14 protein-coding genes are annotated in these 15,282 nt (G+C 60.2%); 6 read left to right on the plus strand and 8 right to left on the minus strand.

What is annotated here, in order from left to right; genetic code table 11:
* Nucleotides 1-203: 203 nt before the first annotated feature.
* Genes HX868_RS06050 through HX868_RS06060 form a run of 3 tightly spaced genes read left to right on the plus strand, consistent with a single transcriptional unit; the run spans nt 204 to nt 3,769 of the window.
* A complete protein-coding gene (locus tag HX868_RS06050; protein ID WP_033898387.1) occupies nt 204-863 on the plus strand; it encodes a paraquat-inducible protein A in 660 nt (219 codons plus the stop codon).
* Complete coding sequence (locus tag HX868_RS06055; RefSeq protein WP_033898388.1) at nt 850-1,473, plus strand: paraquat-inducible protein A; 624 nt, start codon at nt 850-852, stop codon at nt 1,471-1,473. Before HX868_RS06050 ends, HX868_RS06055 begins: the two co-directional genes overlap by 14 nt.
* On the plus strand, nt 1,466-3,769 hold the full coding sequence (locus HX868_RS06060) for a PqiB family protein (RefSeq protein ID WP_095014571.1): 2,304 nt from the start codon (nt 1,466-1,468) through the stop codon (nt 3,767-3,769). Before HX868_RS06055 ends, HX868_RS06060 begins: the two co-directional genes overlap by 8 nt.
* A 61-nt stretch (nt 3,770-3,830) precedes the next feature.
* Here HX868_RS06060 and mksF read toward each other — a convergent pair whose 3' ends face one another.
* The 3 genes from mksF to mksB are packed head-to-tail and all read right to left on the minus strand — an operon-like array spanning nt 3,831 to nt 8,642.
* Nucleotides 3,831-6,671, minus strand: coding sequence for an Mks condensin complex protein MksF (gene mksF, locus HX868_RS06065; RefSeq protein ID WP_028618682.1), 2,841 nt, complete (start codon nt 6,669-6,671; stop codon nt 3,831-3,833).
* Entirely contained in the window at nt 6,668-7,375 is a 708-nt protein-coding gene (gene mksE, locus HX868_RS06070) for an Mks condensin complex protein MksE (protein WP_016974932.1), read from the minus strand. The genes mksF and mksE overlap by 4 nt, the downstream gene beginning before the upstream one ends.
* Nucleotides 7,365-8,642, minus strand: coding sequence for an Mks condensin complex protein MksB (mksB, locus tag HX868_RS06075; RefSeq protein WP_177002260.1), 1,278 nt, complete (start codon nt 8,640-8,642; stop codon nt 7,365-7,367). Before mksB ends, mksE begins: the two co-directional genes overlap by 11 nt.
* A 187-nt stretch (nt 8,643-8,829) precedes the next feature.
* Between mksB and HX868_RS06080 the strand changes: the two genes are divergently transcribed.
* Nucleotides 8,830-9,576 carry an energy transducer TonB gene (locus tag HX868_RS06080; RefSeq protein WP_177002525.1) on the plus strand — a complete coding sequence of 249 codons (747 nt, stop codon included), beginning with the start codon at nt 8,830-8,832 and terminating at the stop codon, nt 9,574-9,576.
* On the plus strand, nt 9,569-10,021 hold the full coding sequence (gene rimI / locus HX868_RS06085) for a ribosomal protein S18-alanine N-acetyltransferase (RefSeq protein ID WP_005784514.1): 453 nt from the start codon (nt 9,569-9,571) through the stop codon (nt 10,019-10,021). The genes HX868_RS06080 and rimI overlap by 8 nt, the downstream gene beginning before the upstream one ends.
* A gap of 83 nt (nt 10,022-10,104) precedes the next feature.
* On the opposite strand, the gene HX868_RS06090 is transcribed toward rimI, so the two are convergent.
* Nucleotides 10,105-10,407, minus strand: coding sequence for a serine kinase/phosphatase (locus tag HX868_RS06090; protein ID WP_095014577.1), 303 nt, complete (start codon nt 10,405-10,407; stop codon nt 10,105-10,107).
* A 154-nt stretch (nt 10,408-10,561) separates the two neighbouring features.
* Between HX868_RS06090 and can the strand changes: the two genes are divergently transcribed.
* Complete coding sequence (can, locus tag HX868_RS06095; RefSeq protein WP_003188288.1) at nt 10,562-11,206, plus strand: carbonate dehydratase; 645 nt, start codon at nt 10,562-10,564, stop codon at nt 11,204-11,206.
* Here the strand turns inward: can and HX868_RS06100 are convergent.
* From HX868_RS06100 to HX868_RS06115, 4 genes are all read right to left on the minus strand, one after another.
* Entirely contained in the window at nt 11,203-11,724 is a 522-nt protein-coding gene (locus HX868_RS06100; RefSeq protein ID WP_177002261.1) for an SET domain-containing protein-lysine N-methyltransferase, read from the minus strand. The two genes, can and HX868_RS06100, sit on opposite strands and share 4 nt — an antisense overlap.
* Before the next feature lie 144 nt (nt 11,725-11,868).
* On the minus strand, nt 11,869-13,038 hold the full coding sequence (locus tag HX868_RS06105; protein ID WP_177002262.1) for a hypothetical protein: 1,170 nt from the start codon (nt 13,036-13,038) through the stop codon (nt 11,869-11,871).
* 122 nt (nt 13,039-13,160) lie between these two features.
* Entirely contained in the window at nt 13,161-14,861 is a 1,701-nt protein-coding gene (locus HX868_RS06110; RefSeq protein WP_177002263.1) for an acid phosphatase, read from the minus strand.
* Nucleotides 14,862-14,943: 82 nt separating this feature from the next.
* A complete protein-coding gene (locus HX868_RS06115; protein ID WP_177002264.1) occupies nt 14,944-15,264 on the minus strand; it encodes a hypothetical protein in 321 nt (106 codons plus the stop codon).
* Nucleotides 15,265-15,282 lie beyond the last annotated feature (18 nt).

Genomic DNA, 15,282 nt, shown 5'->3' on the forward strand with positions numbered 1-15,282 from the left:
ATGGTAGTGTGGGGTTTCCCCATGTGAGAGTAGGTCATCGTCAAGATTAAATTCCGAAACCCCATTTGCGAAAGCAGATGGGGTTTTGTTTTGGGCGGTCGAAAAGTTCAGCACCGCAAATCCCCCGACAAATTTGCACAGTTATTTCTGAACCAGACCACTAGAATAGGCACCTAACCTTTTTTAGAGTCTGAGCCCTACCTATGCCCGATCCGGTTGATGCCCTTGAGGTGTCGGATTTACCACTGGACGACCTGGTGGCATGCCATGAGTGCGATTTACTGATGCGCAAACCAGTGCTCGCCCTCGGCGAAAAAGCCCAATGCCCGCGTTGCGGTTACGAGCTGTACGCTCACCGCCATAACGTCGTTGAGCGAAGCCTTGCCTTGGTGCTGGCGGCGTTGCTGTTGTACATCCCCGCGAACTTTCTGCCGATCATGCAGCTCAATCTACTTGGGCAGTCCTCCGAAGACACCGTCTGGAGCGGCGTCGTCGCCCTGTTCGATACCGGCATGCAAGGCGTCGCCGCTGTCGTCTTCCTGTGCAGCATGGGTATTCCCTTGCTCAAGCTGCTCTGCCAGTTGGCAGTGTTGCTCAGCATCCGATGGAACATCGGCCGCAGTTATGGACTGCTGTTGTACCGCATCTACCATCACATGAAAGACTGGGGGATGCTGGAGGTCTACCTGATGGGCGTGCTGGTAGCGATCGTTAAACTCGCCGATATGGCCGCCATCACGGTAGGTCTCGGTCTTGTCTGCTTTGTCAGCTTGTTAATGGTTCAGGTATTGCTTGAGGTGGTGATGTCGCCCCACCAGATCTGGCAAGCGTTGTCAGGAGAGGATGAACATGCGGGCGATTGATGCAGGCATTCTGATTTGTACCGAATGCCATGAGTTGAACAAACAAGACGCCGACAGCGACGAGCAAATTTGCACGCGTTGTGGTGCGCTGATCCATGCTCGTCGCCCCAACAGCCTTGCCCGCACATGGGCGCTGCTGATTACGGCGGCCATCTTGTACATTCCCGCCAACCTGTTGCCGATCATGACTATCAACTCCCTTGGTCAGGGCGATCCCAGTACCATCATGGCGGGTGTGATCCAACTGGTGCAGCACGGCATGTTCCCCATCGCCGCTGTGGTGTTCATTGCCAGTATCCTGGTGCCAACGTTCAAGCTGGTCGGCATAGGTCTGCTACTGTTCTCGGTGCAGCGTCGCCAACCGCTGTCCGCGCAACAACGCATTGTGATGTACCGCTTTATCGAATTCATTGGCCGCTGGTCCATGCTGGATATCTTCGTGATCGCCATCCTGGTGGCGGTTGTAAACTTTGGGCGCCTTGCCAGTGTCGAGGCCAATCTCGGCGCGGCAGCGTTCGCCAGTGTGGTGATCTTGACGATGCTTGCCGCAGTAACTTTCGATCCCCGACTGATTTGGGATAACACGGAGTCGGACGACGACCATGAGTGATTTGCCTAAAGCTAAAACCCGCCCAGCCTCCAACTGGTCGGCCATTTGGGTGCTGCCCCTGATTGCCCTGATCATCGGTGGCTGGCTGGGGTGGCGTGCCTATTCCCAACAGGGCATCGATATCCAGGTGCGCTTTGAAAGCGGTGAAGGCATCCAGGTCAACAAGACCGAAGTGGTCTACAAAGGCATGCCGGTGGGTAAGGTCAAGGCGCTGGCCTTGGATGACGAAGGCAACAATCGCGGGGTGATCGCCACCATCGAGATGAACAAGGACGTCGACCAGTACCTCAAGACCAACACGCGTTTCTGGCTGGTCAAACCGAGCGTCACCCTCGCCGGTATCACCGGCCTGGAAACCCTGGTGTCAGGTAACTACATCGCCGCGAGCCCTGGCGACGGGGAGCCCACACGCAAATTCAAGGCGCTCTCCGAAGAGCCGCCTTTGTCCGATGCCAAGCCCGGCCTGCACCTGACCGTCAAGGCCGACCGCCTTGGCTCACTCAACCGTGGCAGTCCGGTGTTCTACAAACAGATCCAGGTCGGCCAGGTCAAAAGCTACCTGCTTTCCGAAGACCAGAGCACGGTCGAGATCAAGGTCTACATCGAACCCACCTACGCCAGCCTGGTGCGTAAACACACACGTTTCTGGAACGCCAGCGGCATCAGCATCGACGCCAACCTGTCCGGTGTGAAAGTCCGTAGCGAATCGCTCTCCAGTATCGTCGCCGGCGGTATCGCCTTCGCCACGCCGGAGAATCGCAAAGACAGTCCGCCCACCGATCCGAGCCTGCCCTTCCGTTTGTATGAAGATTTCGATGCGGCCGCTGCCGGCATCAGGGTCAAGGTCAAGCTCACCGACTTCGAAGGCCTGCAGGCGGGGCGCACCCCTGTCATGTACAAAGGCATCCAGGTCGGCAGCCTGAAAACCCTGAAGATCAACCCAGACCTTTCCAGTGCCAACGCAGAACTGACGCTCGATCCCCTGGCCGAAGATTACCTGGTACAGGACACTCAATTCTGGGTCGTCAAACCTTCCATATCCTTGGCAGGTATCACCGGGCTTGAGGCCTTGGTCAAGGGTAACTACATCGCCATTCGCCCAGGCGACAAAGGCACCCCTCCACAAAGGGAGTACGTGGCCCGGGCCAAGGCCCCACCATTGGACCTGCGCTCGCCAGGCCTGCACATGGTGCTGTTCACCGACAACCTCGGCTCCCTGGATGTCGGCAGCCCGATCCTCTACAAGCAGGTCAAGGTCGGCTCGGTGCAGAGCTACCAGTTCTCGCGCAAGAACAAGCAACTGGTGATCGGCGTCCACATCGAGAAGGAATACGAAAACCTGGTCAACGGCTCGACGCGCTTCTGGAACGCCAGCGGCGTCACCCTGACCGGTGGCCTCACCGGCGGCATCCAGGTCAAGAGTGAATCCCTGGCCAGCCTGATGGCCGGCGGCATCGCCTTCGAAACCCCGGAACCAAACGTACCGCTGAAAAAGCGCATCCCGCGTTTCCGTCTGTTTGCAGACCGCGAAGCCGCCAACCAGCACGGCACGCTGGTGACCATCAAGGTCGACCGCGCCGACGGCATGCGCCCAGGTACTCCGGTACGTTTCAAAGGTCTGGATGTGGGCAAGATTGAAAGTGTCGACCTCAGTGCCGACATGCAATCGGTGCTGCTCAGCGCACGCATCACTCAGGTAGCAGACCGCATCGCACGCGTCGGCAGCCAGTTCTGGGTGGTCAAGCCTGAGCTGGGTCTGATGAAAACCTCCAACCTGGAAACCCTGGTCACTGGGCAATACATCGAAGTGCAGCCAGCGGCGAAAAATGCCGGCCCACAAAAGAGTTTTGTCGCGCTGGATCAACCCCCAGAAGCTGTGCATCAGGAGGCTGGTTTGAGTCTGACCCTCAGCGCCGCACGCCGCGGTTCGCTGAAGGAAGGTGTACCGGTCACCTATCGCGAAGTCACCGTGGGCAAAGTGACCGGCTACGAATTGGGCCAGACCGCAGACCGTGTGCTGATCCATATCCTTATCGAGCCTAAATATGCGCCACTGGTACGAGGCGGTAGCCGCTTCTGGAATACCAGTGGGTTTGGCCTCGATTTCGGTCTATTCAAAGGCGCTACTGTGCGTACTGAATCCTTGGAGACGTTGGTTGCCGGTGGCATCGCCTTCGCGACACCGGACGGCGAGCGCATGGGCAATGCCGCCAGGCCACAACAAACCTTCCCGCTGTTCGACAAGTTTGAAGATGAATGGCTGACCTGGGCGCCTAAAATCCCACTCGGCAAATAAGCGCTCACAAAAAAGGCCGTGATCCAGAAGATCGCGGCCTTTTGCATTTCAGCGAAACAAATCAGACTTCATCCAGCTCCGGCTCGTCCGCCTGTACATTCATCGTCGCCTTCACCACATCATGGCGACGGATGTACTTCCAGTCCGCCTCATCGATATAGATCCCGTTCGGCCCGCTGCCGCCTTCCAGGTCGATTGCCACCTGCGCCGACACCTGCGGCTTCACACTGGCCAGAATCGGCACGAAGCCCAGCTGCAAGCTGGTTTCCAGCAACGCCGCCTGGTTCTTCTCGTCGATGTCCGCCGCCTCGTCGAGGTAGTACGGTAGACGCACGCGCCCGGCCTGGTCGCGGTCCATCAAGTGCAGCAACAAATACATGTTGGTCAGCGCCTTGATGGTCATGGTGGTGCCGTTGGACGCCGCGCCATCGATGTCGGTATGGATCACCGGCTGGCCATGCACCTTGGTGATCTCGAACGCCAGCTCGAACAAGTCCTTGAGGCCCAACTGGTTGTGGTTGGCGGCCACCAGGCGAGCCAGGTATTCCTTGGCTTCTTCGTTCTTGTTGTCCTGTTCGGCGCTCTGGCTCAGGTCAAACACCGACAGTGTTTCGCCTTCTTCATACTGACCCGCACTGTGGATGATCTGGTCGATGTGCTTGAGCGCTTCCTTGTTCGGCGCCAGCACGATGCGGAAGCTTTGCAGGTTGGACACCTGGCGCTTGTTGATCTCGCGGTTGAACAGCGCCAGTTGGTGTTCAAGGCTGTCGTAGTCGCTGCGGATATTGCGCAGGGTCCGCGCAATGTCGGTGACTGCCGCTCGACGAGCCTTGCCCAGCGTCAGCGCTTCGTCGGTACGGTGTGCATAGGCGTTGATCAGCAGCTGCAGGCGACGCTCAACGTCATCCTCGCTGTCGAACTTGGCCACGCCCTTGAGGCGCACCTGCGCATACAACGCTTCGATCTGGCCATCAGCGCGCAGCAACCCTTGCCAACTGTCCTGATAGTCATTGAGCAACGGCAGCAGGTTGTCCATGGAGTCGTCGACCGGGTCCATGAACGGTGTACCGAACGGCAAGTCAGCCGGCAGCAACTGACGACGACGCAACGCGTCATCCAGCGTGCGCTGCTTGGCTTCCATATCGCCGATCTGACGGCCCACCAGTTGCAGCTTGGCCGACAGTTGCTGGACGCGTTCAGTGAAGGCATCACTGGAGCGTTTCAACTCATCCTGCGCCGCTTCCATCTGCGCCAGGTTTTCCAGCTTCTCGCCTTCTTCTGCGCTCAGGGTTTGTGCGCGGCGGAAGTCTTCCAAGGCCTTTTGCGCATCCAGCACCTGCTGGTACAACGCTTCGGTCTGAGTCTTGCTCGCGGCGCGGTCAGAGGCGACAGCCTGCTGGGTTTTCAGTTGCTTGAGTTCTTTCTCCAGACGCTCTTTCTGGTCGCGCAATGCCGCGCGATCCGCGAGTGCCTGCAATGCTGGCGGCTCAATGTGGGAGATGTCGATGGACAGCCCCGGCACTTCAAAACGCTCGCCCTTGAAGCCGTCGAGGATCTGCTCCAGGGATTTGACCCACTGGCCATCCTCGTCCAGGGTGATGCCGTGCTCGCCCAACGGCAGGCTGAACAACGAACTGTTGAACAGGCGCATCAGACGCTCGACGTCCTGCTGTGAGAATTCCTCCCGCAGCTTGGCGTAGCTGTTGTTGTCGGCGTGGTCGAGCTGCTGCTTGACCGACTTCAAGCGCTTTTCCAAGTCGCGCAGACGCTCGTCCAGGTCCTCGGCGCTGAACTGCCGGGACTGCGCCAAGGCCCCCGCCAATTCATCGTGCGCATCCTTGGCCGCCAGCAACTGCTGCTCCAGCACTTTCACGTCATCCACCAGGGCAAAACGATGCTTGAGCACCGACAGCTCGCCCAGCCAACGCTGGATCCCGCTGATCTCACGCTCCAGGCGCATCAGCTCCTGCGTGCCGCCACGCTGGTCGTTCTGCAGCGCGTCCTGTTCATTGCGGTAGTGCTCGGCCTGGATGGTCAGCTCTTCCTTGCGCGCACTGGCGTAGTCCGACCAGGTACCCAGCAACGAATCGAGCAATGGCGACAGGCGATGCAACTTGCCGCGCAGCACGTCGCGCTGGCGAACACCATTGGACAACGCCTCGACCAGCGGCCCGGCGGCGACCAGCGAGTTGTAGTCCTGCTCCATGCGTCGTACATCGCGGAAGGCTTCTTCGCACGCAGCGATGTAATCCACGCTGCCGGAACGCAGGCTGTGTTCAAACGCATCGAGGAACAGCTGCTTGAGCTTGGCCGCGGTGATTTCGCGCATGTGCAGCAGGTTGATAAACAGCGCGCGGAAGGTCTTCAGGCTCTGCTCGCTGGTGGAACGCAGCGGAATCAGGGTCAGGTCCAATGGGATCGACGTGTGGCCGCCCACCAGCAAACGGCGCAGTTCATCCGGCTTGAGTTCGTAGGCTTTCAGGCCTTCGCGCTCAAGGTTGGTGAACAGTTCTTTCTGACGCAGGCAGGTGTCGTTCTTCTGGTAGTGGGCCAGGTCCAGCTTGCCCGCATAGGCAAAGAACTGGTGACCGAAACCACCGCCCGGGCCGCGCCCGACCACGCCGATGACATGCGGGCCGTGGGGCAGGGAGACTTCCACCAGGATGTAGCTGGTGTCGGTGGCAAAGTAGAAGCGCCGCGATTGTTCCAGGGTGTACTTGCCGAAACTCATGTCCGACATGCGCGCCAGGATCGGGAACTGCAAGGCGTTGATCGAGGCGGATTTACCCAGGTTGTTCGCGCCATACACCGACAGCGGTTCTTCCAGCGGGAACAAGCCCAGGCTGTAACCGGCGGTGTTCAATAGGGCGAAGCGGCGGATGCCGTAGCGTTCCTTACTCATGCGTCGGTCTCCTGTTCTTCGGCAATGGCGCGGGCCAGGGCGTCTTCTTCGCTTTCGTCGGCAAAGTCACTCAAGTCCAGCGGGTCATCGGTTTTCAGCAATTTCTCATCACTGTCTTCGTCGATGATCACCGGTGCCGGCAGCGGCAACACGCTGTGCACGCTGGCCGCGAGATCACGGTCTTGCTGCACCGACAGGCACACATCAAGGAAACGGTGCATGGGCGGCAGGAAGCGATAGATACCGTTGTCCTCGCTGGCAAAACCCAGCTGGGTCATGCGGCGCATGATTTTTTCTTCGAGTTCTTCCTGGGTTTGCACTTCGGCCTGGATAAACAGGTCGCGGTACTTCTCCAGCAGCGACGGCAGTTCATCACGGCCGAGGCTGCCACCATCAAGCACGGCAATCGGATCGCGGCCCTGGTCGGCCAGGTGCTCGACGATGATGAAGGTGAACAATGCCAGGCGCTGGGCAGTCTTGTTCACCTGCGCGGCGGCCACGGCGGTGTCCGGCACGAAGTAGTAAAAACCACGGGTATCGCAGACCAGTTCAAAGCCCAGGGCCTTGAACAGCGTGCGGTACTGGTCCTGGAAGTTCGACAGTTGCGCGTACAGCTCCGGGTCGCGGCGGCTGACGTGGTAACCCTTGAACAGCTCGCGAAAGATCGGCGCCAGCTGTGACAGTTCGGATAGATCAAGATGCATGAGGTGTGCTCGCGGAATTCTCGGTCGCTTCAACAGCGGCCGGGAGCAGGGCGAAGGAGCGCAGGCTGACCTGGTGCTCGGTTGTGTGGTACTCGCGGCGTTCCAGGCGTTCGCGCTTGAAGCGTTTTTCGCGGGACAGGCGCGAGAACCAGTACAGCAATTCGTCGGTGGCGCCGTCCGGTTCCTGCTCCAGCAGCCAGGTCATCAGGTCCGGCATCGGCAGCGCGTCTTCGCAGCGTTCGAGCATCTCCTTGACCGTGCGCGGCGCGCGCTGGGCTTCGCCTTTGTAGGATTTGTGCGCCTTCGGAAACTTCGCCGGTTTCGGCTCAAAGTTCGCCAGGGCGTACACATAAGCTTCCACCTGGCTGGCACTGCCGAGGAAGGTGCTTTGCGGCCTGGTGAACATCGGCATCGCCGCTTGCGGCACTGCGTCCAGCCCTTTACGGCGGATGGCCGACAGGGCCAGCGCCGCGCCACGGGTCACGGCGTTGTGCCGGCGCGCTTCTTCACGCAGCGGCAGCAGCAGTTCCCGCGCATGGCGCAAGGTCAACTGGGCGCTGGTCTGCATTTCGAGGATGCGTGCGTGGGTGCGCAGCAGCATGTCGTCATCCACCAGGTGGCCGAGGCGCTGTTGTTCTGTGAGCATGCGCAGCAGCACATTTTCCACCTTGCGCACGCCTTGTTCGAAGGCGCCGTCGGCGTTCACCAGTTGGATCATCGGTTCGACGTATTCGTCCCAGGTCGCCAGGACTTCGGCGTAGCGCTGGCGCAACGGGATCTGCCGGTCGCTGGTCTTGGCCCGGTCGGCCACGGCGGCGAGGGCCTGTTCGTCATTGGCGAGTTTTTTCAGCACGTCCCGCACGCGCATGTCGAGCAGGCGCAGTTGGCGGGCGAGGTCGTGGCCATCACGGATGTCGAAGGCGTCCTGGATATAACCGGCCAGGCGCTCAAGGTGGCGCAGGTAGGCTTCGATTTCCAGGCACAGGCCAAGCCGGTGCTCCTTGCGAAGATACGCCAGGAAATCGTGGATCTGCGCGTTGAGCTCGAAACGGTTCGGGCTCTTGGCGACAGGCACCAGGATATCCAGGCGAATCCACACGTCCAGCAGGCTGGTAATGTCCTGTGGCGTGCTGTCCAGTTGTTGGGCCGCCAATTGCGCGCGCAACTCGCCCAGGCTCAAGGTGCCTTGGTCGAAGTGTTCGCACAGTGGCTCAAGCAGGGCCCAGTGTTCGGCGAGGGCGCGCAAGACGCGCTTGGGTTCGATCATCGGAATGGCCGGCTGGTTGGCGATTAAAAGTCGCGATTGTACTGCATCGGACGCGGGATTTATCCACAGCCGGTCAGTGCGCAGTGGGCGATTGTTGCCGAACAGCGGTAGAATCCCCGCTCTTTAGTTATCCACAAGTGGCCGAGCTGTGCTTATCGAGTCCCGACGTCGCGCTTACTTGACCGCCATGCAGGTGGTCAACTGGCTGCCCCGCACCGAACTGCCGTTCGCCGCGCCATCGCGGCCCGAGCTGTTGCAGGCGCTTGAGCCCTATGAGGCGTTCGAGTCGTCTGGCGAGGAGGCGGCCGCGCCGGTGTCGGTGGTCAAGCCAGCGCCTGAGGCGCGCCCGGTCGTCGAGCGGGCGAAGATCGAAGTGCCGCGTCCATCGCCGGTGACCAAGGCGGCCAAGGTGGTCGAAGAGGCTGCGCCGGTGGTCAAGGCCCCGGTGGTGCCGCCGCCGCGTTTCGCCCTGCAATTGCTGCGGGCCGGGCGCTGTCTGCTGCTGGTGGAGTTGCCTACCGGCGAACGCTTCCAGACCCGCGACCCCGCCTACATGCTGCTAAAAGACATGCTGCGTGCCGCCGGCCTGCCCGACAGCCCGCAAATCGTCGGCGACCCGGTGCGCTGGCCGTTACTGGTACGCGGCAACATGGACCAGGGCCCGGAAGCTGCGCGGGATTTTGTGCAGGGTTTTGTCTCGGCACGTCTGGAAGACGAACCCTGTGTGTGCCTGTGGTTGATCGGCCTGCCGGCCGTGCGCTTTGCCGGCGAAGCCAATGCCGAGGCCTGGTACCGCGAACTGCAGGTCGAAAGCCTGGGCTCGGTATGGGCCCTGCCGGGCCTGGAATTATTAATGGAAGAGCCACAGCGTAAGGCTGATGTCTGGCAAGCCATGCGCCGGCTAATGGCGCGCTGGAAAACAACCGATGAGTGAGGCTTTATCCTTCCGCCCGATGACCGAGGCCGACCTCGACGCCGTGCTGAAAATCGAATACGCGGCGTTCAGCCACCCCTGGACCCGCGGGATCTTTCTAGACGGGCTGGGCAAGTACCAGATCTGGCTGATGTTTGAAGGTGAGCAGCAAGTGGGGCACGGCGTGGTGCAGATCATCCTTGATGAGGCGCACCTGCTGAACATCACCGTCAAGCCGGAAAACCAGGGCCGCGGCCTTGGGCTGGCGCTGCTGGAGCACCTGATGTCCCGCGCCTACGCCGCCAGTGCGCGTGAGTGCTTCCTGGAAGTGCGCGACAGCAATACCGGCGCGTTTCGCCTGTATGAGCGTTATGGCTTCAACGAAATCGGCCGTCGGCGGGATTATTACCCCGCCGTGGGTGGCCGCGAAGATGCGGTCGTCATGGCCTGTACCCTGGTCGACTGACGCGCCCCTCTGTAGCAGCCCGGCTTGCCGGCGATAGCGTCCTCAAGATCGCCATCGCCGGCAAGCCGGGCTCCTACAAACGCTCAGGGTTTACCGTTTATCGGGTCGACATCGGCCAGTTCGGCCTCATCCAAGCCATTGCCGCCGCCGATCTCATCTTCGTCCACGATACTCAGGTCGTAATCCGCCGGATTGTCTTCACCTTCCTCCCTGGCATCCCGCGCGCCATCCTCCCGGATCAACGTTTCCGGGGTTAAATCATCACCGCTCTGCGCCGAGGGCTCATCCTGGTCAAAATCCAGCTCGCGCATCGAGCCCATGCGATCTTCATTGTCATCAATGGGTTCGGGTTGCGTAGCGCCGTAGGGACGTCGTGATTCAGTCATGGCCAATCCTCATACTGTGGGGCTTATAGTGTGTGGACAGGCTGAGCGGCCCAAAGATTCAAGCTAATTCACGCTTGTTATTCACCGGCAGGGCGTGACTTGGACGTGGGGTTGTCAGTCACAAAACTGCGCATCATTCCTGAGGCTTTCCCTGATGAACGAACTACAAGACCTGCTTGATAACAATGAACGCTGGGCGGACGCGATCAAACAGGAAGATCCCGAATTCTTCGCCAAGCTCGCCCGCCAGCAAACGCCGGAATATCTGTGGATCGGCTGTTCCGACGCCCGCGTACCGGCCAACGAGATCGTCGGCATGCTGCCGGGTGACCTGTTTGTGCACCGCAACGTGGCCAACGTGGTGCTGCACACCGACCTCAATTGCCTGTCGGTGATCCAGTACGCAGTGGACGTGCTCAAGGTCAAGCACATCCTGGTCACCGGCCACTATGGCTGCGGCGGCGTGCGCGCCTCGATGCAGGACCGCCAATTTGGCCTGATCGATGGCTGGCTGCGCACTATTCGTGACCTCTATTACGAAAACCGTGACGTGCTGGCCCAGTTGCCGACCGAAGAAGAGCGCGTCGACCGTATGTGCGAGCTGAACGTGATCCAGCAAGTGGCCAACGTCGGCCACACCAGCATTGTGCAAAACGCCTGGCACCGTGGGCAGAGCCTGTCGATCCATGGCTGCATCTACGGCATCAAGGATGGGCGCTGGAAGAGCTTGAACACCACCATCAGTGGCTTCGAGCAATTGCCGCCGCAGTATCGCCTGCGTCCGTTGGGTGAAGCCTAAGGGCGTTTGCGTTCACGCCACTGGGCCATGAACGTCTGGCCCTCGGCGTTCAGCAGCTCGTCGTGACCGGTAATCCAGCCTCGGCAGTTCAGCTCGCCGCATTGGCATGCGAACTGCCGGAACAGCACGTCTTCGGTCATGGCGTAATCCATGGTCAGCAGCTCGCCTGGCTGGATTTCACACAGGGCCCAGACCTCCAGATAGTGCAGGTCGAGAAACACATTCGGTTTACATGAATGTGAAAACAGGCCACTGAACCAACAGTCGTAGAGGTGGGTACGCGACGATAGCTGCAACGTGTGCAGGCGTCGCTCGCTCAGGGCGTAGCCGGAGACTTTGGCGATGCATACACGGCTGTCGAAGGCCGTGCGTGCCCTGATTCCGACCCCCACGCCTTCAATGTTCAGCACCACTTCGAATTTCTCGCTCGAAGGGTAGCCTTGTCCGAGCGTGGGCTTGAACGGGTAGAGACAGTCGCTCACAGCAGTTTCAGCCTTATCCTTGGCCTGAGTTTTCATGACTCTCCTGGTTTAGGCTGCATCGACCTGCCGGTGGTGTCTGACTGCCAGTCTTGCAGCTGATGGGCGCCGCTCAAGACTCGCGGAAGAGGGAGCCGATTTCTACTGTCAATGTTGACAGTAGAAATCGGTTTTTTTTGCGAATTACAGCGCCGGGGCTGCAATGGCTGGGGTGGGGGCGGCATTCTTGAGTTGTTTCAACTGCGTCTTGATGGCGGGCGTAGCGCATTTCGCGTTTGCATCCTCCGGGGACAAGTTGCGCACCGAGGTGTAGAACAACTCACAGGTCTGCTCTTTGCGTGTGACTTGCCACGTATTCATGCACGCCTTGAGCAACACGTTCGGATCACTCGCGGGTTTCTGACCCATTCCGGCCTGCCAGCAGGCGGCGCTCAGGTCCTGCCCCATCACCTTCAAGCCGGCCTCGTCGGCTTTCTGTTCATTACCGTCGTAGGTGTCGGGGTTTGCGGCATACCAGATGTAGCTTGGATGGTTGGCGCCCAGCACTGACACATTCTTGCCTGCCGTCGGGCTGATCTGCGCCAGGCCCAGTACGCCCACGGTCTGGCCGTATTGCTGTTTGATCCAGTTTCGCACCGGAGCGCCAAACGCCACCATCGGCAATGCGCCTTTGGCGGGCAGGCTCAGTTCCTGGACCATGCGTGTCTGGTAGTCGGTGAAGTAGCTGTAGACGGTTTCCAGGTCCTTGCCCGCGTTGGAGGGCGCGGCGATGGGGGCGATATCGATGATGGTCTGGTAAGCCGGCGTTTCAGTGGCCGGGATGCCATTGTCCGTGAGCAGGGTGGCCCAGCGGTCGGTGGTGGCCGACTCCAGATAGTCCTGAGCCTGGGTCAGCGAGTAATCCGGCGGGAAGTGCAGCAGTTCGATGCTCTTGCGGTTTTCCAGGGCCATGCCCAGCGGCAGGAACAAATACCAGTTGTAGGCCCACTTGCCGTCAGTGTTGAGTTTGCTGGCGCCTTGGTAGGCCAGGTCGGCGGTATCGAGCAAGGTGGTCAGGGGTTGACCGTAACTGTCAGGCACACCGCTGAAGGTCGCTGAGACCTGCCCGTCATGGGTCTTGACGCTGACTTTTGCGCGGCTGTAGCCGTCCCGTTGCAGGCTCTGATTCAAATAGTGCTCGGCAGTCTGCTCCAGCGTCCATGGTCGAAAGCAGATCACACTGCAATTGTTGGGGAAGGCGAACAGTTGGGTCACGCGTTGCGTACTCCCCAATGGCACCTCGATGTCGGCCTGTACGACCGCACTCGCCATCAGTGCGGCCAGGGCGAAGGACAACCTGGTCGGTTTAAACATTGTTGTTTCCTTGTCAGCGAAAGCCCGTCTGCGCGGGGTGAAAGCCCACCTCCACACAGTAGCGGTTGACCAGGAAAACCGCGTGTTAAATCGCCAGGCGTGTCGCTATTGGATAAGAAAACCTACAGGCTGAACTGCAATGCGTTGCTCAAGTCGCCCATTGGCTTCTGGCCGCGGGCGATCATTGCGTCATCCCGCTGCTTAAGGCCATCCAGGGTCTCTAGCTGGAATACGCGGGTGATCAAGCGCAGGATCGACGCCGTGTCGTACACCGTATGGTCCACCGTGCCTTTGCGCGCGAACGGCGACACCACAATCGCCGGAATCCGCGTGCCAGGGCCCCAACGGTCGCCCTTGGGCGGTGCCACGTGGTCCCACCAGCCGCCGTTTTCATCGACGGTGACCACCACCACCATGTTTTTCCACTGCGGGCTCTCTTGCAGTACCTTCAAGGCACGGGCGATATGGCGGTCGCCCGAGGCCACGTCGGCATAGCCTGCGTGCATGTTCAGGTTGCCCTGGGGCTTGTAGAAGGTCACAGCGGGCAGTTTGCCGGCTTGGGCGTCGGCGAAGAACGTGTTGGTGCTGGACTCATCGCCCAAACCGCCATCGCGCAGGCGCTTGTCACGCTCGGCGCGATTTTCCGGGCCTTGCTGCTTGAAGTAGTTGAATGGTTGGTGGTGATACTGGAAGTTCGGGATCTTCGGGATACCGCCCGAATCCTTGAACTGGTCCAGGGTGGCTTGCCACGCACCGGCGTACCAGGCCCAGTCGACATTCTTTTTCGACAGTTTGTCGCCGATGTGTTCGTGGGTCTGCGGCACCAGCACGTTGGGCAGGTCGGGTTTGGAGTAGTCCGGGTTTTCCGGGTCGCGGATCCAGGTCGGCCAGTAAGGCGGCGCCAGGGTGTTCACGCCGTAACCGTCGGGGGTCAACGCGCTGGGGCCGAACTGCGGCGGGCCGGTCATGGCGCTGGCCGGGGACTTGTCCAGCGGCTTGAGGCGCGGGTCGGTGGGGTCATCGCTTTGCAGCGTGGCGATCTGCGCCTTGGCCACCGATTGCGCGGCATTCGGGTAAAATGGCGCGGTGGCGCTGATCAGGTACTGGTGGTTGAGGAACGAGCCACCAAATGCCCCCTGGAAGAAGTTGTCGCAGAGTACAAACTCCTTGGCCACGTCCCACAGGCGCAGGGAATAACGGCTCTGGGCGTAATGACCCATCACTAGGCCACCCGAGTCGGCCCAGGCGACGAAGTTGTCGTTTTTACCGCCGTTGATCTGCATCTGGTTCTGATAGAACACGTGCCACAAGTCGCGAGTGACCAGGCTCAGGGGCAGGTCTTCGGCATTCGGGCCCTTAAGCGCGAACGGCGCGTTGGGCAGGTTTTCCTGGAATTGCACTTCGCTGGGGTAGGTCACCCCGTCGACCGTTTGCGGCCCGACTTGCAGCACGCCACCCCAGGCCGGTGGCAGGGTGGTCAGCGGGCTGCCGTCGCGGTCGCGTTGCTGTGTATCGGCGGCAGACAGTGCTGACAGCGGTTTCTCCACGCCTGGGAAATCTGCAAACAGGTTATTGAAGCTGCGGTTCTCGGCATAAATCACCACCACGGTTTTCACCTGATCGTGCAGTGCCTTGTCCAACTCTTGCGACGTGAGCGGACGTGTCACCGGTTTGCCCGGCGCTTCGCTGGTGTTGCCGCAGGCACTTAACGTCGCGCCGACCCCCAACACCGCTGCGCCTCCCAAGAAGCGCCGGCGGCTGGTGTCGACCGGTGGTTGGGTGGCTGAATCGGGGGAAGGGCGGTCTTCGTGCTCGTCACTCATTGCGGGGGAGTCCTTGGCGAGATGTTGCAAGATATTTCGCAGGACGGTAGCAATGCAATGTGACGGAACGAAGACACTGATTTCACAGCAGGCGCAGAGCCAGTTGGCTACCCGCGCGCAAGTATTCCACCTGGGCCGTCACCGCATCCTTGACGATGGCCTCGCCGGTGTCGGTCAGCTTGGCCTTCTTTGCATCGATGACACTGGTCTGCAACAGCTGCATCGCCACGTCGACCGATTTCTGGAACGCGGTGATGTTGTTATGCAGGCCGAACTCCTTGATCACGGCGGCCATGCGGCGGTCTGCGTCGTCGCGCAATGCTCGGTATTCAGGGACCGAAACGTTGTCGTCCTTGTAGATATCAGTGATCAGTTCTTCCAGTGATTTGGAGAGGGGCGTCATCGGATTTTCCTTGGTGTC

Source organism: Pseudomonas reactans (assembly GCF_013385825.1).
Lineage (GTDB): Bacteria > Pseudomonadota > Gammaproteobacteria > Pseudomonadales > Pseudomonadaceae > Aquipseudomonas > Aquipseudomonas reactans.

Coding starts and splice junctions, on each gene's coding strand:
- HX868_RS06110 (WP_177002263.1), bottom strand. CDS start 14,861: ATGAGTGACGAGCACGAAGACCGCCCTTCCCCCGATTCAGCCACCCAA.
- mksB (WP_177002260.1), bottom strand. CDS start 8,642: ATGATCGAACCCAAGCGCGTCTTGCGCGCCCTCGCCGAACACTGGGCC.
- can (WP_003188288.1), top strand. CDS start 10,562: ATGAACGAACTACAAGACCTGCTTGATAACAATGAACGCTGGGCGGAC.
- HX868_RS06080 (WP_177002525.1), top strand. CDS start 8,830: ATGCAGGTGGTCAACTGGCTGCCCCGCACCGAACTGCCGTTCGCCGCG.
- HX868_RS06060 (WP_095014571.1), top strand. CDS start 1,466: ATGAGTGATTTGCCTAAAGCTAAAACCCGCCCAGCCTCCAACTGGTCG.
- HX868_RS06055 (WP_033898388.1), top strand. CDS start 850: ATGCGGGCGATTGATGCAGGCATTCTGATTTGTACCGAATGCCATGAG.
- mksF (WP_028618682.1), bottom strand. CDS start 6,671: ATGAGTAAGGAACGCTACGGCATCCGCCGCTTCGCCCTATTGAACACC.
- rimI (WP_005784514.1), top strand. CDS start 9,569: ATGAGTGAGGCTTTATCCTTCCGCCCGATGACCGAGGCCGACCTCGAC.
- HX868_RS06115 (WP_177002264.1), bottom strand. CDS start 15,264: ATGACGCCCCTCTCCAAATCACTGGAAGAACTGATCACTGATATCTAC.
- mksE (WP_016974932.1), bottom strand. CDS start 7,375: ATGCATCTTGATCTATCCGAACTGTCACAGCTGGCGCCGATCTTTCGC.
- HX868_RS06050 (WP_033898387.1), top strand. CDS start 204: ATGCCCGATCCGGTTGATGCCCTTGAGGTGTCGGATTTACCACTGGAC.
- HX868_RS06105 (WP_177002262.1), bottom strand. CDS start 13,038: ATGTTTAAACCGACCAGGTTGTCCTTCGCCCTGGCCGCACTGATGGCG.
- HX868_RS06100 (WP_177002261.1), bottom strand. CDS start 11,724: ATGAAAACTCAGGCCAAGGATAAGGCTGAAACTGCTGTGAGCGACTGT.
- HX868_RS06090 (WP_095014577.1), bottom strand. CDS start 10,407: ATGACTGAATCACGACGTCCCTACGGCGCTACGCAACCCGAACCCATT.